Raw genomic sequence first — 23,162 nt, 5'->3', positions numbered from 1 at the left:
GTCAGATGCACGTCAGGGTTTGCAGGCGGTAGCCGTCGGCTTCGAGCATGCTTGACGGGTCGAGATCTACGTTGCAACGGGCGGCGGCTTCATCGCCCCAGTGGGCGCTGAGCTGTTGTGCCTCCAGGCTGGTGGTCAGGATGGCCTGGCCAGCCTGGCCAACCATGCCCAGCACTTCGCCCGAAGCATCGATCAGCTGGGCACCGAAGGGCAGGGGTTGGCCATTGGGCAGCACGGTCGTGAGCACCATGCGATTAACCCGGCGGGCCTGGAACGTGGCTTTTACCACTGCGCCACGGCGGGGGACGACTTGCGCGGTACCGTTGTCAATTTCCACGTCTGGCCCAAGGCGGTCGGTGTCCAGCACCAGTGAATTGTTCTTGTAGGGCCGCAGGTACGGAAGCAGTGCATAGCCTTTGGCGTTGGTGCGAACGGCAGCGGCGTTTTGCAGGCCAACGTCGGCGATGTCGGGGACTTCCACCAGTGCCATGGTTTCACCCAGGTAAGGCCCCGCCTCGATGCCGTCCGCGTGCACCAGCAGGGCGCCGTTGGCGTGCAGTGACAGGCTGTGGTAGTCCTCGCCTTTGCTCAGCCCGGCACCCAGGGTGGCGTGCGGCGTCTGATAGCCGGTGCCGACCGTGAAGTCGTGCTGCTGGCGTTCATTGCGGCTGGCACTGAGGCTGTAGCTCAGCTGCTCGTCGTAGCTGCCGGTCAGGTTGGTTTGCTGCCGAGTGCCGTTGCGTGAGTGCTGCATGTTCATACTCATGTTGCTGCTGCGGCCGAATCCCAACGGCAACGACAGGCTCAGGCCGATCTGGCGGTCCTTGCCATAGCCGTTGTCCTCCAGGGACTGTGAGGCATACAGGTAGTAGCTGATACCGCCGTGCGAGGTGCTGAGGTTGATCTGAAACTGGCGCTCCACATCCTGACGCTGCCAGTAGTCCTGCTGCGTCAGGTTCAGGCTCACCGAACTGCGCTCGCCAAATGTCTGATACAGCGAGGCCTCCAGGCGCCGACGTTGGCCGCCGCGAAACTGCTGGTCGTGGCTGAGCTGGCGTACCCACTGGTCGAAGTCGCGGTAACCTTCAGTGGAATAGCGATAGCCGGCGAAGCGCAGGTTGGTGCCGGCGGCGAATGCCTTGCTGTACTTGAACGAGTAGCTCATGCCGTTGAGGTCGCGGGTCTGGGCGTTGGCAAACTCACTGTTGGAGTGGGTGATGTCGAATGACACCGCACCCAGGCTGCCCAGGTCGCGGGCAAAGCCCAGGGCTTCTGCTCGGTAGCCCTCGCTGGCCATGAGGCCGCCATACAGGGTGGTGTTCCAGGCAGTGCCGAGTGCTGCTGTGCCTTGCCAGAACTGTGGCGTCTGCAGGTCGCCGGTGGGGTTGTAGCGGCCTGCGGTGGTGCTGTAGCGGGTCACGCCTGGACGCAGCAGGTTGCCGATGTTGGCATACGGTTGAATGAAGCGGCGGACCTGGCCGTCGGCCTCGGTCAACACCACTTCCAGTTCGCCGGCGCCGCCGACTGCCAGGTCATCGATGGCATAAGGGCCTGGGCTGACATAGGTGGAATAGAGCGGGTAGCCGTTTTGCCAGATCTCCAGCTTGGCCCGCGTCTGGGCCACGCCGCGGATGGTCGGTGCATAGCTGCGATGGGTGTCGGGCAGCATGTCGAAGTCCGAAGACAGGCGTACGCCTGTTACCGGTATGCCGCGAAATACATCGCTGTCGGTGAATGTTTCGCCGATCGTCAGGTTACCCCAGGTGCCGGGCAGGTCGGTTTGCGCATAGGTGTAGGCCCGGGTCCATTCGCGGTGGCCCTGGCTGTCCTGGCGCCATGTCTGGCTGCTGCGCAGGCGCCAGTCGGCCAGGTTCACACCACTGTTCAGGTACAGATCGTGGCTGTCGAAGCGCCCTTGCCCGCGGCTCTGGCCCTGCAGCGTCGAAGCCTGATAGTTGACGAAGGCAGCGGTGATGCCGCTGTCCCACAGCGCGGGGTCGACTTGCCCACGGATGTCGCGGCGCAGGGCAATTTGCGGGATTGACACCGCCAGCCGTAGTCGGCTGTCGTCGAAGTCCACGCGGGCACCCGGGACCACGGCTGGCAGGTCGAGGCAAAGCTGTTCGAGTAGGGCAGGGTCCGGCAAGGCGTCAAGGCGCAGGCCCAGCTCACCGAGCAAGGTGGGCGACAGGCAAGGCTGCAACCGGTCGCCGCTGCTGTCGAGCGCGAAGGCGATTTCGCGCTGGCCCACGTATTCGAGATTGACCGACAGCTCGACCTGGTAGATGCCGGGTGCAAGGTCAACCGTGCTCGCCAGTTGACGTAATGCCAGTTGCGCGCTGTTGGCCGGTTGGTCCGGGTGCTGGAACATGAAGCCGGCCTGGAATTCGATTTCGCCGGGTGTTTCCGGCTCGGCAAAGGCCGCTGCAGCCGGCAGGGCCGCCAGCAGCAGGCAAGCGCGGCGCAAGCGATGGCGGCCACGGCAAAGTGGGAAATTGGGCATACGGGTGCTCCTGGAGCGTGCCGGTCGGTGTCAGGGCGCGTCGAGTACAGGCAGGGTCATGGGCTCGCTGGTGCCGCCGTAGTCGTTGATGATGCTGACGAGGACCTGCTTGGCTGTGATGGGCAGGGCAAACAGCTGTTCGCTCAGGGGCGCGAGCATGTCGGCGTTGGCCAGCGGGCGGTTTTGCTTGCCGTTGACCGCTTCCAGGCGGTTGAAGGTGTAGTGGTAGGGCGTGGGGTTGAGGATGCGCAGGTGCGCAACGCCGTCAACCATGGTCCTGTGGACTTGCAGTTCTTTCAGTTGGCGAACAGGGTCGCCACTGACCTGGCTTGGTCGGTAGAACAGCTTGATGCGGGTGCGCAAGGCAACGTTCAGGGCGTTGCGCTGCTCGCTGACCGCTTGGGGGATTTCCTGCAGGTTGAAAAAGAACAGCGATTCGCGGTCCTGCGGCAGATCGTTGGGCAACCCGCTGATATGAACGGTCTGTTCCTTGCCGGGGTTCAAGCGAAAAAGGGTCGGGGCGGTGGCGAAGGGCACTGCAGTAGTGGTGTCATCTGCTGCGGTATTGACCCAGGTCTGGGCTGCGTAGGGTTGCTTGCCCGGGTTGGCAATGACCACTGATGCGCTGCGCTTGTCGCTGTTGTAGACGATGCGGGTGCTGCTGATGGTCAGGGCGGCATGGGCGTTGCCAAGCGTGCAGGCCAGTGCCAACAGGCAGCCCAGGCGCACCGACGTGCGGGAGAAGAGTGACATGAGGAGTGACCGAATGAAATCCAGGCGGCAGGAACCAGGTGCGCACGGCACCTGGCAACTTGATCAAGGCAGGGCGACGGTGAATTTCACCTGGGTCTGGGCCAGGCCGTCTGTGACCGTGTCGACAATCGACTCGTAGTTCGCGTAGAACAGCATGTCGGTTGGCGAGTTCTGGAACAGGTCGTATTCTTTGGACTCGGTATTCGGCGTGATTTTCGCGTGGGTATCGTCTTTGATAGCGATACCAACGCCGGTGGCCGCGCTGCCACCCTGGCGAATGCCGTAGAGGTCGGCGCTTGGGCCAACGATACCGTGTAGAGGCTCGAACTTGACCTTGGCTGTCGGGTTGGCCGGAAGCGAGCAGCCACCGCCAGGGGTGACCCGCAAGGCGAAGGCTACTTCCTCGCTGGTATCACCTGTGTTCTCAAATTTGTTGGCATTGGGAGTGCCCAACGAGACCCATGGGACATCTCCCAGGCCCGGGTTGACCAGGTCGATCGGGCAAGTGCCACCCGGGTTGATAAAGCCGGTGAACTCGATCTGTCCTGTTTCGTCTGCAGCGATTGCCGTGCCGGCTGAAAGTGCCAGAGCAAGCGCCAGTGTGAGCTTTTTCATTGATATATCCATACAGTTGAAGTGTTGGCTGCGGAGGCTCTCCACAGGTCAGCGAAAGGCAATGAACCGAGTGCTTTCGTGACCACGACAGGCTATGGATATGCGTTATGCGGGGCTGTAGTACTTTTCGTGATTAGGACGTGGAAAGTAGGATGGCCGCACTTATGGTACGGCTATTCGTCGGGCTTAGTGGCCTGGGGCCTGATTCGGCGTGTTCAACAACTGCTTTTCAGCGTGCCAGTCGAAGGGTTCATCATTTTGCTCGGCTTCGTATCGGCGCTCTTCCAGTTGCTGGTACAGCTCCAGCTCTTCGTCGGGCATGTAGTGCAGGCAGTCACCACCAAAGAACCACAACAGGTCTCGCGGCACCAGGTGGGCGATCTGCGGGTAGCGCTGGATGACTTGGCAGAGCAGGTCCTGGCCCAGGTACTGGCTTTCCAGCGGTTCTTGCGGCAGCAAGGTCAGCAGTTCATCGAAGCGTTCGAGGAACAGGGCGTGGCTTTCCTCCGGCACCTGTTCGGCCTCACCGAGGGCTACCAGGATGGTGCGCAGGTGGTTCAGCAGTTGCAGGTGGTATTCCAGGTGGGGATTGACCATGAGGTGGTCCTCGGGATGATTGAAACGGGCGCGGAGTATACGTCCGTTGGTGATGGGGCCGCAAAGCGGCCCCTGGGTTCAGCGCACCTTGCCTTGCTCTGGCAGCAACTGTGCCTTGTCGAAGGCATCCACATCGATCACTGCCCTTCGAGCCTGTTCCGCCGCATTCAGCCGTTGTCCTTCGTCAGGCTGCAATACACCGGCCTCAACGGCTGCATCGATCACTGACTGCCCGGGTGCTGGCCGCACCTTGTCTTCCTTGATTGCCTGATGCAGCGCCTTGTGTAGCGGCGCGGCTTCATCCAGCAAGTCGCAGGCCCGTTGCAGCGCCGCCACCGGGTCACCTTCAGCCTGTGGCCTGAAGCAGCCGGCGAGTAGCGCTTCCAGTGCGGGATCACCCTTGCTGCGGCCGATCAATGCCGCCACCTCGGCATCCAGTTCATCGCTGGGGCCGGTATGGCGGCGGCCGAAGGGGAAGACCAGCACGCGCAGCGCACAGCCGACAAAGCGGTTGGGGAAGTTGTCGAGCAGACGGTCCAGGGCCTTTTCCGCCTGGCCCAGGCTTTCTTCCATGGCCCAGCGCAGCAAGGGCTGCATGTGTTCCGGTGAGCCGAGGTCGTGATAGCGCTTGAGCGCGGCGCTGGCCAGGTACAGGTAGCTCAGCACATCTCCAAGCCGGGCGCTCAGGCGTTCACGGCGTTTGAGCGCGCCGCCCAGCAGCATCATCGACAGGTCGGCCAGCAGCGCAAAAGCAGCAGCCTGGCGATTAAGGGCGCGGAAGTAGCCTTGGCTCAGGGTATCGCCCGGCACCTTTTCCAGGCGCCCCAGCCCCAGGTTGAACACCAGCGTGCTGGCTGCGTTGCCGGCAGCGAACATGATGTGTTTCATCAACAGGTCGTCGAACTCGCGCAGTGCCTGGTCGCGGTCCTCGCGGCCGGCCAGGGCCATTTCCTTGAGTACGAACGGGTGGCAGCGGATGGCGCCCTGGCCGAAGATCATCAGGTTGCGAGAGAGGATGTTGGCGCCCTCGACGGTGATGAAGATCGGCGCTCCTTGCCAGTTGCGCCCCAGGTAGTTGTTCGGGCCCATGATGATGCCCTTGCCGCCGTGAACGTCCATGGCGTGCTGGATGCATTCGCGGCCGCGCTCGGTGAGGTGGTACTTGAGGATCGCCGACAGCACCGAGGGTTTTTCGCCGAGGTCCACGGCCTTGGCGGTCAGCAGGCGGGCACTGTCCATCAGCCAGGCGTTGCCGCCGATGCGCGCCAGTGATTCCTGGATGCCTTCGAAGGCCGCCAGCGGCACGTTGAACTGCTCACGGATACTGGCGTACTGGCCGGTGACCAGGCTGGTGTACTTGGCAGCGCCGGTGCCGACGGCAGGCAGGGAGATCGAGCGGCCGACCGACAGACAGTTCATCAGCATCATCCAGCCCTTGCCGAGCATGGCCTGGCCGCCGATCAGGAAACTCAACGGCACGAACACGTCCTTGCCGCTGTTGGGGCCGTTCATGAACGCGGCGCCCAGGGGGAGGTGACGTTTGCCGATCTCGACGCCGGGAGTGTCGGTAGGGATCAACGCCAGGCTGATGCCCAGTTCTTCCTGTTCGCCCAGCAGGTGATCCGGGTCGTAGGCCTTGAAGGCCAGGCCCAGCAGGGTGGCGACCGGGCCCAGGGTTATGTAGCGTTTTTCCCAGTTCAGGCGCAGGCCGATGACTTCTTCGCCTTGCCATTGACCCTTGCAGACCACCCCCGTGTCGGGCATGGCGCCAGCGTCGGAGCCGGCCAGCGGGCCGGTGAGGGCGAAGCAAGGGATTTCCTCGCCACGCGCCAGGCGTGGCAGGTAGTGGTTGCGTTGCTCGTCGGTACCGTAGTGCAACAGCAACTCGGCAGGGCCGAGGGAGTTGGGCACCATGACAGTGGACGCCAGGTCACCGCTGCGGGTGGCCAGTTTCATCGCTACCTGGGAGTGGGCGTAGGCGGAGAAGCCTTTGCCGCCATATTCCTTGGGAATGATCAGGGCGAAGAAGCCGTTCTGCTTGATATGGTCCCAGGCCTCGGGCGGCAGGTCGAGGTCCTGGCCGATCTGCCAGTCGCTGACCATGGCGCATAACGCTTCTGTCGGCCCATCGATGAAAGCCTGTTCCTCCTCGGTCAGCTTCGGTGCCGGATAGCTGAGCAGGGTTCGCCAGTCGGGGCGGCCGCTGAACAGTTCGCCGTCCCACCACACGGTGCCGGCGTCGATCGCTTCACGCTCGGTCTGTGACATCGGCGGCAGGGTGCGCTGGAACCAGTTGAACACCGGGCCGGTGAACACCTTGCGGCGCCAGTCTGGCAGGGCCACCAGGGCGATTTTCAGTGCCAGCACGATCCAGATGAGCGTCAGCAGCCAGCCGGGGGCGCTGCTGAAGATGCCCATCAGCAGCACGTAGGCCGCCATGATGCCGAGAATCTGCAAGGGCGCCAGGCGCCGGTGCGTGAGGTATGCCGCGCCGATCACCAGCACTACCAGCCACAACAGCAACATAATCGGTCCTCCTTGGAACCAGGGGGGCTTGAGCCGTCCCACAGAGCTTAGACGCTACGCTGCGAGCGGCAGGGTCAGAACAGTGACAGGGTGTGGCGGTTGGAGTTTCAGTTCATTGTTTGCCTGTACCGGCCCTTTCGCGGGTACAGGTGACAAAACTCTGGAGTAGACTGTCCCACCTCCGCATTCATAAGGACGTTGCCATGCTGAAGATCTGGGGCCGCAAGAATTCGAGCAATGTGCGCAAGGCGTTGTGGATCGCCCATGAATTGGGCCTGGATTTCGAGTCGATCGATGCCGGTGGCGCCTTCGGCGTGGTCAACGAGCCGCACTACCGCGCCCGCAACCCCAACGGCCTGGTGCCGATGCTCGAAGATGGTGACTTGACCCTCTGGGAGTCCAACACCATCGTCCGCTACCTGTGCGCCGAGTACGGCGCCGAGCAGGGCTGGTACCTGCAAGCCCCCCGCCAGCGCGCCCTGGCCGACAAGTGGATGGACTGGACCACCTCATCCTTCGCCGGCCCTTTCCGCCCACTGTTCTGGGGCCTGTTGCGCACCCCGGAAGATCAGCGCGACTGGGTGGCGATCAACGCCGCACACAAACAATGCGCCCAGTTACTGGCCATCGCCGATGAAACCCTGGCCAAACAACCGTACCTGTCCGGTGACCAGATCGGCATGGGCGACATCCCACTGGGTAGCTTCGTCTACGCCTGGTTCGAAATGCCCATCGAACGCCCGGCCATGCGCCACCTGGAAGCCTGGTATGAGCGCCTCAAGGCCCGCCCGGCTTATCAGGCCGCCGTAATGACCGCACTGACCTGATCGAACACCACGGCTGTTTCGATAGTCACTATCAATACACATGACTGTACATGTGCGGCCGGGCCTTGCACCATGGCCGCACTCACTGCGCCAGTGACCTGCCCTGGCGTGTCCTGAACCTAATTCTTCGGTAAGTGACCCGCTATGAGTTCCGCCCTGTCCATCCGACAGCTGACCAAGACCTACGGCAACGGCTTCCAGGCCCTCAAGGGCATCGACCTCGATGTCGCCGAAGGCGACTTCTTCGCCTTGCTCGGCCCCAATGGTGCCGGCAAGTCCACCACCATCGGCATCCTCTCGACCCTGGTCAACAAGACCAGCGGCACGGTCAACGTGTTCGGCCACGACCTCGACCGTGAGCCTTCGGCGCTCAAGCGCTGCCTGGGCGTGGTGCCGCAGGAGTTCAACTTCAACCAGTTCGAGAAGTGCTTCGACATCGTCGTGACCCAGGCGGGTTACTACGGCATCCCGGCCAAGGTGGCCAAGGAGCGCGCCGAGCAGTACCTGACCCAGCTGGGCCTGTGGGACAAGCGTGACGTGCCTTCGCGCTCCCTGTCCGGCGGCATGAAGCGCCGGCTGATGATCGCCCGTGCGCTGATCCACGAGCCGCGCCTGCTGATTCTCGACGAGCCCACCGCTGGCGTGGACATCGAGTTGCGCCGTTCGATGTGGAGCTTCCTCACCGAGCTCAACCAGAAGGGCATCACCATCATCCTTACCACCCATTACCTGGAAGAGGCCGAGCAGCTGTGCCGTAACATCGGCATCATCGACCACGGCACCATCGTCGAGAACACCAGCATGCGCCAGTTGCTGGGCAAGCTGCATGTCGAGACCTTCGTCCTCGACCTCAAGCAGGACCTGGCCACGGCCCCTGTGCTGCAGGGCTACCCGTGCCGGCTGCTGACTCCGCACACCCTGGAGGTGCAGGTGGAAAAAGACAGCGGCATCACCGCGCTGTTCGGCCAGCTGGCGCTGCAGAACATCGAAGTGCAGAGCCTGCGCAACAAGACCAACCGACTCGAGGAGCTGTTCGTGTCCCTGGTGGAAAAAAACCTGTCGAAGGTGGCCGTATGAGTGTGGAACTGCGCACCAACTGGGTCGCCCTGCAGACCATCGTCTACCGCGAAGTGCGGCGATTCCTGCGTATCTGGCCGCAGACGTTGCTGCCGCCGGCGATCACCATGGTCCTGTACTTCGTCATCTTCGGTAACCTGATCGGCCGGCAGATTGGCGACATGGGTGGCTTCACCTACATGCAGTACATCGTGCCAGGCCTGATCATGATGTCGGTCATCACCAACTCGTATGGCAACGTGGTGTCGAGCTTCTTTGGCAGCAAGTTCCAGCGCTCGATCGAGGAGCTGATGGTGTCGCCGGTGTCGCCGCACACCATCCTGGTCGGCTATGTGCTGGGTGGGGTGCTGCGGGGGCTGGCGGTCGGGGTGATCGTGACCATTCTGTCGCTGTTCTTCACCGACCTGCAGGTGCATCACCTGGGCGTGACGGTGATCGTGGTGCTGCTGACTGCGACCATCTTTTCGTTGCTGGGCTTCGTCAACGCGGTGTTCGCGCGCAACTTCGACGACATCTCGATCATTCCGACCTTCGTGCTGACGCCGCTGACCTACCTGGGCGGGGTGTTCTACTCGATCAACCTGCTGCCGCCGTTCTGGCAGACCGTCTCGCTGGCCAACCCGGTACTGCACATGGTCAACTCGTTCCGCTACGGCATTCTAGGGGTGTCGGACATCAGTATTGGCACGGCGATCACCTTCATGCTGGTGGCCACCGCGGTGCTCTATGTGCTGTGCGTCCGCCTGCTGGTCAGCGGCCGCGGCATGCGCGCCTGACAGCCGTTGCTTGCGCCGGCGCCACTGCCGGCCAATCCACCAGCGCCAGTACAGCAGGGTGGCGAAGTAGGCGAGCACGCCGAGCACCACCCCGCACACCACCGAACCCAGCAGAAATGGCTGCCACAGCGTGGCCAGCTGGTCGGTGATCCATTCGAAGGTCAGCTCGTCGGGCAGCGAGCGCGGCGGGATCTGCATCAGCCAGGCGCCGGTCATGTAGGTGACGAAGAACACCGGTGGCATGGTCAGCGGGTTGGTCAGCCAGACCAGGCTGACGGCGATCGGCAGGTTGCCGCGCACCGGAATCGCCAGCGCCGCGGCCAGCAGCATCTGCATGGGGATGGGGATCAATGCCGCGAACAGGCCCACACCCATGGCCCGCGCCACCGAGTGGCGGTTGAGGTGCCAGAGGTTCGGGTCATGCAGCAGCTTGCCGAAAAAGCGTAAGGACTTGTGTTCCCGAATGCTGGTCGGGTCCGGCATGTAGCGTTTGAAAAGTCGGCGCGGCATGTAGGCTCCCGGAGCGTTGATCCGGGCAGTATGCCTCGATTCGCGTTCAGCCTCGTTTAGAGTTTGTGACAATTGTTGAGCGGGCCATGCCGGCTTTTCGTCTATGCCTCAGTAAGCGATTCCGCTTCTGGAGCTCTACCTCATGCGCACAGGGATGTTTGCGCTCGCGCTCGGGTTGTTGTGCCTGGGTTTTCTGCCCGCATTGCCGTCGGTCGGGTGGCTGCTACTGCTGTCGCTGGGTGGTCTGGCCTGCTTTTTTACCAGGCTGCGGCCGCTGGGCTGCTTTCTGTTGGGGCTGTGCTGGGCTTGCTGGTCGGCCCAGCAGGCGCTGGACGACCGCCTGGCAGTGGGCCTGGATGGCCGCACGCTATGGTTGGAAGGCCAGGTTGTCGGGTTGCCGACACGTACCGCACAGGGCGTACGCTTCGAGCTGGCACAGGCGCATTCGCGCCGCGCCGGGCTGCCTCGGCGCCTGCAACTGAGCTGGTTCGAAGGCCCGGCCATACGGGCCGGCGAGCATTGGCGCGTGGCGGTGACCTTGCAGCGCCCGGCCGGGTTGCTGAACCCGCATGGCCCGGATCGCGAGGCGCAGCTGTTGGCCCGGCGCATCGGCGCCACGGGTACGGTCAAGGCGGGCCAGCGGGTGCACGCGGTGGCACCGGGGTGGCGGGATGCACTGCGCGAGCGCCTGCTGAAGGTCGATGCCCAGGGGCAGGAAGCAGCATTGGTCGCCTTGGTGCTCGGCGACGGGGCGGGCCTGGCCCGCGAGCAATGGCAAGCCTTGCAGGCTACCGGCACGGTGCACTTGCTGGTGATTTCCGGGCAACACATCGGCTTGGTCGCGGGCTTGTTGTATGCCTTGGTTGCGGGCCTGGCGCGCTGGGGCATCTGGCCGCGCGGTTGGCCCTGGTTGCCCTGGGCGTGCGGCCTGGCGCTGGCTGCGGCGCTGGGCTACGGCTGGCTGGCCGGGGCGGGTGTGCCGGTGCAGCGTGCCTGTCTGATGCTGGCAGTGGTGTTGCTGTGGCGCCTGCGTTTTCGCCAGCTGGGGGCGATGTTGCCGTTGTTGCTGGCGTTGAACCTGGTGTTGCTGGCCGAGCCGCTGGCGGCGTTGCTCGCTGGTTTCTGGCTGTCGTTCGCGGCGGTGGCCATCCTCATCTACAGCTTTGCGGCGCGGCTTGGCGGCTGGCGACCCTGGCAGGCGTGGACGCGAGCCCAGTGGGTGATCGCCGTCGGCTTGCTTCCGGTATTGATGGCCACGGGCTTGCCGGTCAGCCTGAGTGCGCCTGCGGCAAACTTGTTGGCGGTGCCCTGGGTCAGCCTGGCGGTGTTGCCACTGGCATTGCTCGGTACGCTGCTGTTGCCGCTGGCGGGCATTGGCGAGGGGCTGCTGTGGGCCGCAGGTGGCTTGCTGGATATGCTGTTCCGCCTGTTGGCTTTGATGGCAGGGTGGCGGCCGGTTTGGATACCGCCGGCCCTGCCGGTGTGGGCCTGGTTGCTGGTGGGTTTGGGGGCGTTACTGTTGCTGTTGCCTCGCGGTGTGCCACTGCGTGGGCTGGGCGGGGTCATGCTGCTGGCCTTGTGGGTGCCGAGGGAGCCGGTGCCGCATGGGCAGGTTGAAGTCTGGCAGCTGGACGTCGGTCAAGGCTTGGCGGTGCTGTTGCGCACGCAGCATCACACCCTGCTTTACGACGCCGGGCCGGCCAAGGGCGAAACTGATCTGGGTGAGCGGGTGGTGTTGCCGACCCTGCGCAAGCTGGGGGTTGACCGCCTGGACCTGATGCTGGTGAGCCACGCCCATGCCGACCATGCGGGAGGCGCTGCGGCCATCTTGCGCAGCCTGCCGGTCGAGCGGGCAATTGGCGGTGAAGCGCTGGCTGACGTGCAGTTGCAACCTTGTGCCAGTGGCGAGCAATGGATATGGGACGGCGTGCATTTTTCGCTATGGCGCTGGGCGGACGGGCAAAGCAGTAACGACCGTTCCTGCGTGCTGATGGTCGAGGCACAAGGCGAGCGGATGTTGCTGGCGGGGGACATGGAGGCCGGCGCCGAGCGGGCATGGCTGGCGGATACCGCAGCGCCCGGTATCGATTGGCTGCAGGCGCCGCACCATGGCAGCCGTACCTCTTCAAGCGAGGCCTTCATCCGCGCCACGGCACCGCGCGGGGTGCTGATTTCGCGGGGGCGCAACAACAGCTTCGGGCACCCGCATATGCAGGTGGTCGAGCGTTATCGGCGGCATGGGGTGGTGGTGTATGACACGGCGGTGGACGGGGCTTTGCGGGTGGTGTTGGGTGGGCAAGGTGAAGTTGAAGGTGTGCGCCGGCAGCGACGTTTCTGGCGCGATATGGGCGCTGGCTGATCTGGCCTCTTCGCGGCGGTTCGGCGCCCCGATAAACCCGCTCTCACAGGTGCTGCGCACAGCCTGAGAACAGCGCAATAACTGTGTGTGGGTTTATCGGGGCGCCGAACCGCCGCGAAGAGGCCGGCCCCGTCTGAAGGTGATTTCCCTGACCTTCGGCAGATGAGCCCCCCGCGCTCGTATGTTAGAGTGGCGGCCTTTTTCCAGAGGGGCGTTTACTGTGTGGGAATTGGTCAAGTCCGGTGGTTGGATGATGCTGCCGATCATTCTGAGTTCCATCGCCGCCATGGCTATCGTCGTCGAGCGCCTGTGGACCCTGCGCGCCAGCCGCGTTACCCCGCCGCACCTGCTGGGCCAGGTGTGGATGTGGATCAAGGACAAGCAACTCACCAGTGACAAGCTCAAGGCCCTGCGCGCCGACTCGCCGCTCGGCGAAATCCTCGCGGCGGGCCTGGCCAACTCGCGCCATGGCCGCGAGATCATGAAAGAGTGCATCGAGGAAGCCGCCTCGCGCGTCATCCACGAGCTCGAGCGTTACATCAGCACCCTCGGCACCATCGCCGCCATGGCGCCGCTGCTCGGCCTGCTGGGCACCGTGCTGGGCATGATCGACATTTTCAGCGCCTTCATGGGCTCGCAGATGACCGCCAATGCCGCCGTGCTGGCCGGTGGTATCTCCAAGGCCCTGGTCACCACCGCAGCCGGCCTGATGGTCGGTATCCCAGCCGTGTTCTTCCACCGCTTCCTGCTGCGCCGCATCGATGAGCTGGTGGTGGGCATGGAGCAGGAGGCGATCAAGCTGGTCGAAGTCATCCAGGGCGACCGCGAAGTGGAAGTGGCCGGAGGCAAGGCGTGAAGTTCCGGCGCAATCGCCAGCGCGAGAACGTCGACATCAACCTCGCATCGCTGATCGATGTGGTGTTCGTCCTGCTGCTGTTCTTCGTGGTCACCACCACCTTCACACGCGAGACGCAGTTGCGCGTCGAGCTGCCCGAAGCGGCCAGCGCCGAGCAGGCGCCTGCGGACCAGGGCAAGCTGGTGGAAGTGACCATCAGCGCCGATGGCGTGTATTCGGTGAACAACCACTTGCTGCCCAAGAGCGACCTGGCGACCCTGACCGAGGCCATCGAGCGCGAGTCCGGCGGTGACAACAAGTTGCCATTGGCCATCAGCGCCGACGGCAAGACCCCGCACCAGGCCGTGATCACCGCAATGGATGCTGCCGGCAAGCTCGGTTTCAGCCACCTGCGCATGACCACCGTCGAGGCCGCCCAGGGGACACCTTGATGGCGCTCGCCGACCGCTTGCTCGCCGCTTGGTACGCCGGGCATCCGGCCCTGGCGCTGCTGCGCCCGCTCGAAGCGCTGTACCGGCGCGTGGTGACGCGCAAGCGTGCGCGTTTTCTCAGCGGTGAAAGTGCCAGCTACCGCGCGCCGGTACCGGTGATCGTGGTGGGTAACATCACGGTGGGTGGTACCGGCAAGACGCCGATGATCCTCTGGCTGATCGAGCATTGCCGCCGCCAGGGCCTCAAGGTCGGTGTGGTCAGTCGTGGCTACGGTGCCAGGCCGCCACACTTCCCGTGGCGGGTAGAGGCGAGCCAGCCAGCCGAACAGGCCGGTGACGAACCCTTGCTGATCGTCCAGCGCACCGGCGTGCCGCTGATGATCGACCCTGACCGCTGCGCCGCTGTTCAGGCGCTGCTGGCCAGCGAGCCACTGGACCTGATCCTGTGTGACGATGGCATGCAGCACTACCGCCTGGCCCGTGACCTTGAACTGGTGCTGATCGATGCCGCCCGCGGGCTGGGCAACCGCCGCTGCCTGCCGGCCGGGCCGCTGCGCGAGCCTGCCGAGCGCCTGCAGGATGCCGACGCCGTACTGTTCAACGGCGCCAGTGCAGACTGCGCCGAAGGTTTCGCTTTCAGCCTGCAGCCGTCCGCCCTGGTCAACCTGCGTAGCGGTGAGCGCCGTGGGCTTGATCATTTCCCGGCAGGCCAGCGCCTGCACGCGGTCGCCGGCATCGGCAACCCGCAACGTTTCTTCAATACCCTGCTGGGGCTAAACTGGCAACCGGTGCCGCATCCCTTTGCCGACCATGCGCAGTTCAGCGCCGAAAGCCTGGCATTCAGCCCGCCGCTGCCGCTGGTCATGACCGAGAAGGATGCGGTGAAATGCCGGGCCTTCGCTGCCGATGACTGGTGGTACCTGGCTGTCGAGGCACAGCCCACGCCGGCCTTCGGCGCCTGGTTCGACAGCAAGCTGCAGCGCTTGCTGCGCAAGCCCTGAGCCCTTCTTCAATTTCCGGCCATCCGGCCTCAAGGACGCTACCATGGACACCAAACTGCTCGATATCCTGGCCTGCCCGATCACCAAGGGCCCGCTCAAGCTCAGCGCCGACAAGACCGAGCTGATCAGCAAGGGCGCGGGCCTGGCCTACCCGATCCGCGACGGCATCCCGGTGATGCTGGAAAGCGAGGCGCGCACCCTGACCGATGACGAGCGCCTGGACAAATGAGCGTGAATTTCACCGTGGTCATTCCTGCCCGGCTGCGCTCCACGCGCCTGCCAGGCAAGCCATTGCTGCCGATTGCTGGCAAGCCGATGGTGCAGCACGTCTGGGAGCAGGCGCGCAAGAGCGGTGCCAGCCGTGTGGTCATCGCCACCGATGACACCAGCATCCTCGAAGCCTGCCAGGCCTTTGGCGCCGAAGTGTTGATGACCCGCGCCGACCATGAATCGGGCACCGACCGCCTGGCCGAGGTGGCCGAGCACCTGGGCCTTGCGGCTGACGCCATCGTGGTCAACGTGCAGGGTGACGAGCCGCTGATCCCGCCCGTGATCATCGACCAGGTGGCCGCCAACCTGGCTGCCCACCCGGAAGCGGGTATCGCCACCCTGGCCGAGCCGATCCATGAGCCGGAAACGGTATTCAACCCCAATGCCGTCAAGGTGGTCAGCGACAAGAACGGCCTGGCCCTGACATTCAGCCGCGCGCCGCTGCCTTGGGCCCGTGATGCCTTTGCCAAGGATCGTAACGTGCTGCCGGAAGGCGTGCCGTATCGCCGCCATATCGGCATGTACGCCTACCGTGTCGGTTTCCTCCAGGACTTCGTCAGCTGGGGCCCGTGCTGGCTCGAGCAGACCGAGGCCCTGGAGCAGCTGCGTGCGCTGTGGCATGGCGTGCGCATTCACGTCGAGGACGCTATCGAAGCGCCCGCCGTGGGTGTCGATACCCCTGAAGACCTCGAGCGCGTACGGCGCTTGCTGGAGGCCTGATGCGCATCCTGTTCGTCTGCCTCGGCAATATCTGCCGCTCGCCCACCGCCGAAGGCGTGCTGCGCCATCAGTTGCAGCTGGCCGGCCTGGCTGAGCAGGTGCATGTGGCGTCTGCCGGTACCGGCGACTGGCATGTCGGCAAGGCCCCGGACAGCCGCACCTGCAAGGCTGCGCTGGCGCGTGGTTATGATTTGTCGAAGCAACGTGCCCAGCAGGTCAAGCCGGCGCATTTCGCCGAGTACGACCTGATCCTGGCCATGGATGAAAGCAACCTTGGCCACTTGCGCGCGCTGCGCCCACACGACGCCGCTGGTGAACTCGACCTGTTCCTTCGCCGCTATGGCGCGGCGCTGGACGAGGTGCCGGACCCTTACTATGGCGGTGCCGAGGGCTTCGAGCAGGTGCTCGACCTGATCGAGGCGGCGTGCCGCGAGCTGGTCGTGGAAATCAAGGGGCGGCTATGACAGCGGTTTGGCAGGAACAGGTTTCGCTGAAGCCCTTCAACACCTTCGGCATCGATGTGAAAGCCCGTTATTTCACCCAGGCGCACAGCGATGAAGACGTGCGCGAGGCGCTGGCTCAGGCGCGCCAGCGCGAGCTGGCGGTGCACGTGATCGGGGGGGGCAGCAACCTGCTGCTGACCCGCGATATCGACGCAGTGGTGTTGCACATGGCCAGCCGTGGTCGACGGGTCATGAGCGACGATGGCGACCGTGTGGTGGTCGAAGCGCAAGCGGGTGAGCCCTGGCACCCATTCGTGCAATGGTCGTTGGCGCAAGGCTACTGCGGCCTGGAAAACCTCAGCCTGATCCCCGGCACCGTGGGGGCTGCGCCGATGCAGAATGTCGGCGCCTACGGGGTCGAGATCAAGGATGTGTTCGCCGGCCTGACTGCGCTGGACCGGGAAACCGGCGAGCTGCGCGATTTCAGCCTGGAGGATTGTGCTTTCGGTTACCGCGACAGCGTGTTCAAGCGCAACCCGGGGCGTTGGTTGATTCTGCGAGTACGCTTTGCCCTCAGTCATGAGCTGCAGGCTCATCTGGACTACGGCCCGGTGCGCCAGCGCCTGGCGGAGCAGGGCGTCGAACAACCGACCGCGCAGGCGATCAGTGACGCAATTTGCAGCATTCGTCGCGAGAAATTGCCGGACCCCGCCGAGCTGGGTAATGCCGGGAGCTTCTTCAAGAACCCGGTCGTGTCGGCTGAGCAGGTGGAGCGCATCCGTGCCCAGTATCCGGGTGTGGTCGCTTATCCCCAGGCTGACGGCCAGGTGAAACTGGCTGCGGGCTGGTTGATCGAGCAAGCGGGCTGGAAAGGTTATCGCGAGGGAGATGCCGGGGTGCATCGGTTGCAGTCGCTGGTGCTGGTCAATTATGGCCAGGCGAGCGGGGCGCAAGTGCATGCGCTGGCGCAGCGGATTCAGGCGGACATCCTGGAGCGCTTCGGGGTGGCGCTGGAGATGGAGCCCAACCTCTACTGATTGCTGTGGCTGTACTGGCCGCTTCGCGGGGCAAGCCCGCTCCCACATGTGCCCCGTGAGCCTGCGCTATCGCAATACCTGTGGGAGCGGGCTTGCCCCGCGAAGAGGCCGGTGCTGACAAACAGATAGCCAAGAAAAAGCCCCGCCAGTTTGCACTGGCGGGGCTTTTTCATTCAGCGTCGGCTATCAACCGTGATGAGGCTTGTGCTCATCGGCGGTTTCCAGCACGCCCTGGGCAGCTTCCTGGGCGGCCTTGGCAGCAGCCTCGGCCTCACGCTTGCGGCGACGCACTTCACGTGGGTCGTTCGGGGCGCGGCCGTTTGGCAGCATTACGGTGGCGGCCGGCGCTTGTTCCACAGGGGCTGGCTCGACAACTACCGGTGCGGCTTCGACGACTGCCGGCGCAGGTTCTGCAGCCACTTCTGGCTGGGCATCGGCGACAGGCGCTGGCTGCTCGACAACGGGGGCTTGCTCGACCACGACCTGGGCCTTCTCGGCTTCACCGGCCTCGACGACTGCGGCTTCGGCAACTGGCGCTTCTTCAGCTACAGGCGCTTCGACCGGTGCTTCAGCAACAATCACTGGCTCGGCAGCGGCAGGGGCTTCCTCAACCACCGGCTGTGGTGCGACTTCGACCACTGGCTCGACGCCGGCTTCGACCACGGCGACGGGGCCGCTGACGGGCTGCTCGACCACTGGGGCGATGACAGCTTCCTCGGCCTGGGCAACCCCTTCAGCCTGCTCGGTCGGCTGGGCGACTTCGCGGTTTTCAGTGGTCACAGCTTCGGCGCTGGCGCGTTCGGCCTGCTGGTTGGCTTCAGCCTCTGCAGTGGCGCTGATGTGGCTGCTGGCGACAGCGGCGGTGACGGCCAGGCCGGCAGCCAGATCGGCGCCAAGCGCAGTGGCCTGGTGCTGTTGCGGCTGTTCTTCACTGCCTTCTTCTTCGCTGCCTTCGATCAGTTCGCCATTGGCATTGCGCTGACGCTCACGACGGTTGCTGCGGCGACGCTGGCCACGGGAGCGACGACGCGGACGCTCATCATCGGTACCTTCCTGCTCATCCTGCAGCAGCTCTTCGTTCGGCAGTTGCTCCTCGGCGAGCTCGGCAGCCTGCTCTGCGGCTTGTTCGGCCGGGCGAGGCTGGCGCTCTTCGCGCGGTGGGCGAGGCTGGCGCTCTTCACGCGGGGCGCGCTCTTCACGCGGTGCACGCTCTTCGCGAGGGGCACGCTCTTCACGCGGGGCACGCTCTTCGCGAGGGGCACGCTCTTCACGCGGTGCGCGTTCTTCACGTGGGGCACGCTCCTCGCGGGCTACACGTTCTTCACGCGGCTGACGCTCTTCACGTTCGGCGGGTGCGGCGTCCAGCGGCTCGCGCAGTTCGCGTACGCGTTCTTCACCGCGGTTGCCACGACGGTCTTCACGTGGCGGGCGTGGGGCGCGCTCTTCGCGAGGTGCACGTTCTTCACGCGGAGCGCGCTCTTCGCGAGGTGCGCGTTCTTCACGCGGAGCACGTTCTTCGCGCGGTTGACGCTCTTCACGTGGGGCGCGCTCGGCACGCTCTTCACGCGGCTTGCGCTCTTCATCGCGACGACCGTTGCGGTTGCGGCTCTGCTGGCGACCGTTGCGGCGCTCTTCGTTGCGTTGGCTGCGCTCGGCGGCCGGCTTTTCAGCGGCAGCGACGACCGGAGCGGCGGCAGGCTCTTGCTTGCCGGCGAACAGGCTGACCAGCGACTTCACCAGGCCTTTGAACAGGCTTGGCTCAGGTGCGCTCGGCGCACGGGCTGCCGGTGCGGCCGCCTGAGGTTGCTCTTCGGCGGCGCTCGGTACCGGGGCGTTGGCGCGGGCCGGGGCGGTCTTCACCGCAGCTTCCTGGCGAACCAGGGTGCGGGTGGCGGTCGGCTGCGGCGCTTCTTCGGCTTCGGAGGCGGCGATTTCGTAGCTGGACTGGTTGTTCAGCACTTCCGGGTTGTCGTCGCGCAGGCGCTGGACTTCGAAGTGCGGGGTTTCCAGGTGGTCGTTCGGCAGGATGATGATGCGGGCGCGGGTGCGCAGTTCAATCTTGGTGATCGAGTTGCGCTTCTCGTTGAGCAGGAAGGCTGCTACCGGGATCGGCACCTGGGCGCGCACTTCGGCCGTGCGGTCTTTCAGGGCTTCTTCTTCGATCAGGCGCAGGATGGCCAGCGACAGCGACTCGACGTCACGGATGATGCCGGTGCCGGAGCAGCGTGGGCAGACGATGCCGCTGCTTTCGCCGAGCGATGGGCGCAGGCGCTGACGGGACATTTCCAGCAGGCCGAAGCGCGAGATGCGGCCAACCTGCACGCGGGCACGGTCGGCTTCCAGGCATTCGCGTACACGCTCTTCTACGGCGCGCTGGTTCTTCGCCGGGGTCATGTCGATGAAGTCGATGACGATCAGGCCGCCGATGTCACGCAGGCGCAGCTGGCGGGCGATTTCCTCGGCCGCTTCCAGGTTGGTCTGCAGGGCGGTTTCCTCGATGTCGCTGCCCTTGGTGGCACGTGCCGAGTTGATGTCGATGGACACCAGGGCTTCGGTCGGGTCGATCACGATCGAGCCGCCGGACGGCAGGTCGACGACGCGCTGGAAGGCGGTCTCGATCTGGCTTTCGATCTGGAAGCGGTTGAACAGCGGCACGCTGTCTTCGTAGAGCTTGACCTTGCTGGCGTACTGCGGCATCACCTGGCGGATGAACGTCAGGGCTTCTTCCTGGGCATCGATGCTGTCGATCAGCACTTCGCCGATGTCCTGGCGCAGGTAATCGCGGATGGCGCGGATGATGACGTTGCTTTCCTGGTAGATCAGGAAAGGGGCGGCGCGGTCCTGGGACGCTTCCTTGATGGCGGTCCACAGCTGCAGCAGGTAGTCGAGGTCCCACTGCATTTCTTCGCTGCTGCGGCCAAGGCCGGCAGTGCGCACGATCAGGCCCATGTCGCCTGGTACGGTCAGGCCGTTCAGGGCTTCACGCAGTTCGTTGCGCTCTTCGCCTTCGATGCGGCGCGAGATGCCACCGGCACGCGGGTTGTTGGGCATCAGCACCAGGTAGCGGCCAGCCAGGCTGATGAAGGTGGTCAGGGCGGCGCCTTTGTTGCCGCGCTCTTCCTTCTCGACCTGGACGATGACTTCCTGGCCTTCGCTCAGGACTTCCTTGATGTTGACCCGGCCTTCAGGGGCCTTCTTGAAGTACTCGCGGGAGATTTCCTTCAGCGGCAGGAAGCCGTGACGTTCGGAGCCGAAGTCGACGAAGGCGGCTTCGAGGCTGGGCTCGATCCGGGTGATCTTGCCTTTGTAGATGTTGGCCTTTTTCTGCTCGCGCGCGCCGGACTCGATGTCCAGGTCGTAGAGACGTTGGCCGTCCACCAGGGCTACACGCAACTCTTCAGGTTGAGTTGCGTTAATCAGCATTCTTTTCATGTTGTACCGTCGGTTTCCGGGCTGCCGGAAACGGCGTGCGGCACACACGACTTCTCATGGTCGGTGCCAAGGTGCGCAAAGGGTGGCCGGGCCACCCCCGTGTCGAGCAACGTTCGGCACCAGCCGGTTGCCCAGCCTGCCGTTGTCGCGACGACGCGTCCTGTTTGCTGCGGTGCCTACCAGGCCCCGGTGGCTTCGAATGGGTATCCGAATCAACCAAGCGGGCCTCGTGCACTCAGTCAGGAGGAGGAATCAACCGTCAGCCGTGGACGCCCGGAGGCATCTGTTCAGGACCTTATCCGCTCGCCGGCCGTTCAGTGGGCCGGTGGCCGGACGCGGTGCTACACGGTCCGAGGGCTGTGCATCTCCACCCTGCACGTATCCCTGATAATTCGGGTGCTGCCGCGCGCTGAATCCGCAACGGGTTGCATTTTTCGCCAGCTTCGAACGGGAAGCTGACGCCATTACATGTCCAAGGCAGGTATTTCCGAAGCATTCGCCTTGCGTTGCGTGGAAGCGACGGGGGCGGGCAGAGGTGCAGCGAAAAGAATCGGGAAGCAGGTGAAAAACCACACTTGTCGTTTTTTTTCGGTCTTCTCTACACAGCGCTGGTGGCGATTCCAGGCAATTCGGTAAACTGGCGAAAACCCCGTAGGACGGCCTCGCGTCCTGGAGAACTGCTTAGGTCAGGAACCGGCCCAGGGCCTGGTTTCACTGGCCTGCCGCTTTTGGCGGCGTTCGCGACTATAGCAGTAATGATTAAGTGCTTCAATTCCATAAATAATTGTTATGATCCCCTCCATGACGACCAATACCCCTCCGACTTCCGGCGTTCAGCTGATCGAAGTCGCGCCGGAACTTGCCGGCCAACGCATCGACAATTTCCTTATCACGGCGCTCAAGGGCGTGCCCAAGACCTTGGTCTACCGCATCCTGCGCAAGGGTGAGGTGCGCGTCAACAAGGGGCGGGTCAAGCCAGAGTACAAGATCCAGGCCGGCGACATCGTGCGCGTGCCGCCCGTCCGCTTGCCCGAGCGTGACGAGCCGGCGCCGGTGGCCCAGGGCCTGCTGCAGCGCCTGGAAGCCGCCATCGTCTACGAAGACAAGGCGCTGATCGTGATGAACAAGCCAGCCGGCATCGCCGTGCACGGTGGCAGCGGCCTGAGCTTCGGCGTGATCGAGGCGCTGCGCCAGCTGCGCCCGGACGCCAAGGAGCTGGAGCTGGTGCACCGCCTGGACCGCGACACCTCTGGCCTGCTGATGATTGCCAAGAAGCGCAGCATGCTGCGCCACCTGCATGCTGCCTTGCGGGGGGATGGCGTGGACAAGCGCTACATGGCGCTGGTGCGCGGTCACTGGCCAACCTCGAAAAAGCAGGTCAATGCGCCGCTGCTCAAGAGCAACCTGCGCTCCGGTGAGCGCATGGTCGAAGTCAACGACGAGGGCAAGGAGGCGCTGACGCTGTTCCGCGTGCTGCGCCGGTTCGGCGAGTTCGCCACCATTGTCGAGGCGCGCCCGATCACCGGTCGCACCCACCAGATCCGCGTGCATACCCTGCATGCCGGGCACATGATCGCCGGTGACAGCAAGTATGGCGACGAGGATTTCAGCCGCGAGATCCGCGAGCTGGGTGGCAAGCGCCTGTTCCTGCATGCCTACGCATTGACCGTGCCGCTGCCCGATGGCGGCGAGCTGAAACTCGAAGCACCTGTGGATGAAGTCTGGGCGAAGACCGTGGAGCGTTTGAGTGCGTCGTGACTATGAGTTGTTGATCTTCGACTGGGACGGCACCCTGGCCGACTCCATCGGCCGCATCGTCGAGGCGATGAATGCCGCTGCCGAGCGTGCCGGCGAGGCGCCAAGCCCTGAGGGTGCGGTCAAGGGCATCATCGGCCTGGCGCTGGGGGAGGCGATCTCGACGCTGTATCCACACCTCGAGCCGCAGCAGGTCGAAACCTTCCGTCAGCACTACGCCGACATTTATATGGCCCTGGATCAACAACCTTCGCCGCTGTTCGAAGGTGTGGTCGAATCGCTGGATGCCTTCCGTGCCGAGGGCTATCGCCTGGCAGTCGCGACCGGCAAGGCGCGCCGCGGCCTGGATCGGGTGCTCAAGGCCAATGGTTGGGAGCAGTTCTTCGACGTCACCCGTGCCGCCGACGAAACCCGTGGCAAGCCTCACCCGCTCATGCTTGAAGAAATCCTCGGGCATTGCGGCGTCGAACCTGGTCGGGCGCTGATGGTCGGAGATTCGGCATTCGACTTGCAAATGGCCAGCAATGCCGGCATGCATTCGGTGGCGGTGGGCTACGGTGCGATGTCGTTGCAAGCGCTGGCCGAGTTCGGTCCGCAAGTCTGCATTGATCATTTTTCCCAGCTGCGCGAGTGGCTGGCTGGTTCCAGGCAAGTCCAATTCCAAGGTAGGTGAG

At 64.3% G+C, this 23,162-nt stretch carries 20 protein-coding genes; 13 read left to right on the top strand and 7 right to left on the bottom strand.

Annotation, left to right across the window (positions count from 1 at the left end; genetic code table 11):
• Position 1: 1 nt before the first annotated feature.
• From ACQKPS_RS13520 to ACQKPS_RS13500, 5 genes are all read right to left on the bottom strand, one after another.
• Positions 2-2,503, bottom strand: a complete 2,502-nt coding sequence (locus tag ACQKPS_RS13520) for a fimbria/pilus outer membrane usher protein (protein ID WP_427604435.1) — start codon at positions 2,501-2,503, stop codon at positions 2-4.
• Between the two features lie 30 nt (positions 2,504-2,533).
• Complete coding sequence (locus ACQKPS_RS13515; protein ID WP_427604433.1) at positions 2,534-3,256, bottom strand: fimbrial biogenesis chaperone; 723 nt, start codon at positions 3,254-3,256, stop codon at positions 2,534-2,536.
• A 63-nt stretch (positions 3,257-3,319) separates the two neighbouring features.
• Positions 3,320-3,871, bottom strand: a complete 552-nt coding sequence (locus tag ACQKPS_RS13510) for a fimbrial protein (protein WP_427604431.1) — start codon at positions 3,869-3,871, stop codon at positions 3,320-3,322.
• Between the two features lie 186 nt (positions 3,872-4,057).
• Positions 4,058-4,468, bottom strand: coding sequence for a PA2817 family protein (locus ACQKPS_RS13505; RefSeq protein WP_254480918.1), 411 nt, complete (start codon positions 4,466-4,468; stop codon positions 4,058-4,060).
• Between the two features lie 78 nt (positions 4,469-4,546).
• Complete coding sequence (locus ACQKPS_RS13500) at positions 4,547-6,994, bottom strand: acyl-CoA dehydrogenase (protein WP_254480917.1); 2,448 nt, start codon at positions 6,992-6,994, stop codon at positions 4,547-4,549.
• A gap of 203 nt (positions 6,995-7,197) precedes the next feature.
• On the opposite strand from ACQKPS_RS13500, the gene ACQKPS_RS13495 reads away from it, so the two are divergent.
• The 3 genes from ACQKPS_RS13495 (at position 7,198) to ACQKPS_RS13485 (ending at position 9,674) form a co-directional block, all read left to right on the top strand.
• Positions 7,198-7,821 (top strand): glutathione S-transferase, encoded by a 624-nt coding sequence (locus ACQKPS_RS13495; protein WP_254480916.1) that lies wholly within the window; start codon positions 7,198-7,200, stop codon positions 7,819-7,821.
• Positions 7,822-7,965: 144 nt separating this feature from the next.
• Complete coding sequence (locus ACQKPS_RS13490) at positions 7,966-8,898, top strand: ABC transporter ATP-binding protein (RefSeq protein ID WP_254480915.1); 933 nt, start codon at positions 7,966-7,968, stop codon at positions 8,896-8,898.
• Entirely contained in the window at positions 8,895-9,674 is a 780-nt protein-coding gene (locus tag ACQKPS_RS13485) for an ABC transporter permease (protein ID WP_176507639.1), read from the top strand. The genes ACQKPS_RS13490 and ACQKPS_RS13485 overlap by 4 nt, the downstream gene beginning before the upstream one ends.
• Here ACQKPS_RS13485 and ACQKPS_RS13480 read toward each other — a convergent pair.
• Positions 9,558-10,184, bottom strand: coding sequence for a DUF2062 domain-containing protein (locus ACQKPS_RS13480; RefSeq protein ID WP_427604428.1), 627 nt, complete (start codon positions 10,182-10,184; stop codon positions 9,558-9,560). The genes ACQKPS_RS13485 and ACQKPS_RS13480 overlap by 117 nt on opposite strands.
• A 142-nt stretch (positions 10,185-10,326) precedes the next feature.
• Between ACQKPS_RS13480 and ACQKPS_RS13475 the strand changes: the two genes are divergently transcribed.
• The 8 genes from ACQKPS_RS13475 to murB all read left to right on the top strand — a co-directional run bounded on the left by ACQKPS_RS13475 (position 10,327) and on the right by murB (position 17,301).
• Positions 10,327-12,543 (top strand): DNA internalization-related competence protein ComEC/Rec2, encoded by a 2,217-nt coding sequence (locus ACQKPS_RS13475; protein ID WP_427604426.1) that lies wholly within the window; start codon positions 10,327-10,329, stop codon positions 12,541-12,543.
• A gap of 220 nt (positions 12,544-12,763) precedes the next feature.
• Positions 12,764-13,399: a MotA/TolQ/ExbB proton channel family protein gene (locus ACQKPS_RS13470; RefSeq protein WP_016391244.1), complete on the top strand. Its 636-nt coding sequence runs from the start codon at positions 12,764-12,766 to the stop codon at positions 13,397-13,399.
• A complete protein-coding gene (locus ACQKPS_RS13465) occupies positions 13,396-13,830 on the top strand; it encodes an ExbD/TolR family protein (protein ID WP_085675533.1) in 435 nt (144 codons plus the stop codon). The genes ACQKPS_RS13470 and ACQKPS_RS13465 overlap by 4 nt, the downstream gene beginning before the upstream one ends.
• The gene (lpxK, locus tag ACQKPS_RS13460; RefSeq protein ID WP_427604424.1) at positions 13,830-14,831 is read left to right on the top strand and encodes a tetraacyldisaccharide 4'-kinase; all 1,002 of its coding nucleotides are present in this window, start codon (positions 13,830-13,832) and stop codon (positions 14,829-14,831) included. Before ACQKPS_RS13465 ends, lpxK begins: the two co-directional genes overlap by 1 nt.
• A gap of 43 nt (positions 14,832-14,874) precedes the next feature.
• Positions 14,875-15,060 carry a Trm112 family protein gene (locus ACQKPS_RS13455; protein ID WP_003247142.1) on the top strand — a complete coding sequence of 62 codons (186 nt, stop codon included), beginning with the start codon at positions 14,875-14,877 and terminating at the stop codon, positions 15,058-15,060.
• Positions 15,057-15,821, top strand: a complete 765-nt coding sequence (kdsB, locus tag ACQKPS_RS13450) for a 3-deoxy-manno-octulosonate cytidylyltransferase (RefSeq protein WP_313203193.1) — start codon at positions 15,057-15,059, stop codon at positions 15,819-15,821. Before ACQKPS_RS13455 ends, kdsB begins: the two co-directional genes overlap by 4 nt.
• A complete protein-coding gene (locus tag ACQKPS_RS13445) occupies positions 15,821-16,285 on the top strand; it encodes a low molecular weight protein-tyrosine-phosphatase (RefSeq protein WP_427604421.1) in 465 nt (154 codons plus the stop codon). Before kdsB ends, ACQKPS_RS13445 begins: the two co-directional genes overlap by 1 nt.
• Entirely contained in the window at positions 16,282-17,301 is a 1,020-nt protein-coding gene (gene murB, locus ACQKPS_RS13440) for a UDP-N-acetylmuramate dehydrogenase (RefSeq protein WP_427604419.1), read from the top strand. The genes ACQKPS_RS13445 and murB overlap by 4 nt, the downstream gene beginning before the upstream one ends.
• Before the next feature lie 186 nt (positions 17,302-17,487).
• Here the strand turns inward: murB and rne are convergent, their stop codons facing one another.
• The gene (rne, locus tag ACQKPS_RS13435) at positions 17,488-20,733 is read right to left on the bottom strand and encodes a ribonuclease E (RefSeq protein WP_427604417.1); all 3,246 of its coding nucleotides are present in this window, start codon (positions 20,731-20,733) and stop codon (positions 17,488-17,490) included.
• Between the two features lie 801 nt (positions 20,734-21,534).
• Between rne and rluC the strand changes: the two genes are divergently transcribed.
• On the top strand, positions 21,535-22,491 hold the full coding sequence (gene rluC, locus ACQKPS_RS13430; protein WP_103449704.1) for a 23S rRNA pseudouridine(955/2504/2580) synthase RluC: 957 nt from the start codon (positions 21,535-21,537) through the stop codon (positions 22,489-22,491).
• Positions 22,481-23,161 carry an HAD family hydrolase gene (locus tag ACQKPS_RS13425; RefSeq protein WP_313203198.1) on the top strand — a complete coding sequence of 227 codons (681 nt, stop codon included), beginning with the start codon at positions 22,481-22,483 and terminating at the stop codon, positions 23,159-23,161. The genes rluC and ACQKPS_RS13425 overlap by 11 nt, the downstream gene beginning before the upstream one ends.
• Position 23,162 lies beyond the last annotated feature (1 nt).

It is taken from the genome of Pseudomonas sp. NPDC086566 (genome assembly GCF_050280885.1).
Lineage (GTDB): Bacteria > Pseudomonadota > Gammaproteobacteria > Pseudomonadales > Pseudomonadaceae > Aquipseudomonas > Aquipseudomonas vlassakiae.
Note: the sequence above shows the minus strand (reverse complement) of the source record. Positions and strands in the feature narration are given on the sequence as shown.

Coding starts and splice junctions, on each gene's coding strand:
- ACQKPS_RS13510 (WP_427604431.1), bottom strand. CDS start 3,871: ATGAAAAAGCTCACACTGGCGCTTGCTCTGGCACTTTCAGCCGGCACG.
- rluC (WP_103449704.1), top strand. CDS start 21,535: ATGACGACCAATACCCCTCCGACTTCCGGCGTTCAGCTGATCGAAGTC.
- ACQKPS_RS13490 (WP_254480915.1), top strand. CDS start 7,966: ATGAGTTCCGCCCTGTCCATCCGACAGCTGACCAAGACCTACGGCAAC.
- ACQKPS_RS13455 (WP_003247142.1), top strand. CDS start 14,875: ATGGACACCAAACTGCTCGATATCCTGGCCTGCCCGATCACCAAGGGC.
- kdsB (WP_313203193.1), top strand. CDS start 15,057: ATGAGCGTGAATTTCACCGTGGTCATTCCTGCCCGGCTGCGCTCCACG.
- rne (WP_427604417.1), bottom strand. CDS start 20,733: ATGAAAAGAATGCTGATTAACGCAACTCAACCTGAAGAGTTGCGTGTA.
- ACQKPS_RS13520 (WP_427604435.1), bottom strand. CDS start 2,503: ATGCCCAATTTCCCACTTTGCCGTGGCCGCCATCGCTTGCGCCGCGCT.
- ACQKPS_RS13495 (WP_254480916.1), top strand. CDS start 7,198: ATGCTGAAGATCTGGGGCCGCAAGAATTCGAGCAATGTGCGCAAGGCG.
- ACQKPS_RS13505 (WP_254480918.1), bottom strand. CDS start 4,468: ATGGTCAATCCCCACCTGGAATACCACCTGCAACTGCTGAACCACCTG.
- ACQKPS_RS13485 (WP_176507639.1), top strand. CDS start 8,895: ATGAGTGTGGAACTGCGCACCAACTGGGTCGCCCTGCAGACCATCGTC.
- murB (WP_427604419.1), top strand. CDS start 16,282: ATGACAGCGGTTTGGCAGGAACAGGTTTCGCTGAAGCCCTTCAACACC.
- ACQKPS_RS13480 (WP_427604428.1), bottom strand. CDS start 10,184: ATGCCGCGCCGACTTTTCAAACGCTACATGCCGGACCCGACCAGCATT.
- ACQKPS_RS13500 (WP_254480917.1), bottom strand. CDS start 6,994: ATGTTGCTGTTGTGGCTGGTAGTGCTGGTGATCGGCGCGGCATACCTC.
- ACQKPS_RS13515 (WP_427604433.1), bottom strand. CDS start 3,256: ATGTCACTCTTCTCCCGCACGTCGGTGCGCCTGGGCTGCCTGTTGGCA.
- ACQKPS_RS13445 (WP_427604421.1), top strand. CDS start 15,821: ATGCGCATCCTGTTCGTCTGCCTCGGCAATATCTGCCGCTCGCCCACC.
- lpxK (WP_427604424.1), top strand. CDS start 13,830: ATGGCGCTCGCCGACCGCTTGCTCGCCGCTTGGTACGCCGGGCATCCG.
- ACQKPS_RS13475 (WP_427604426.1), top strand. CDS start 10,327: ATGCGCACAGGGATGTTTGCGCTCGCGCTCGGGTTGTTGTGCCTGGGT.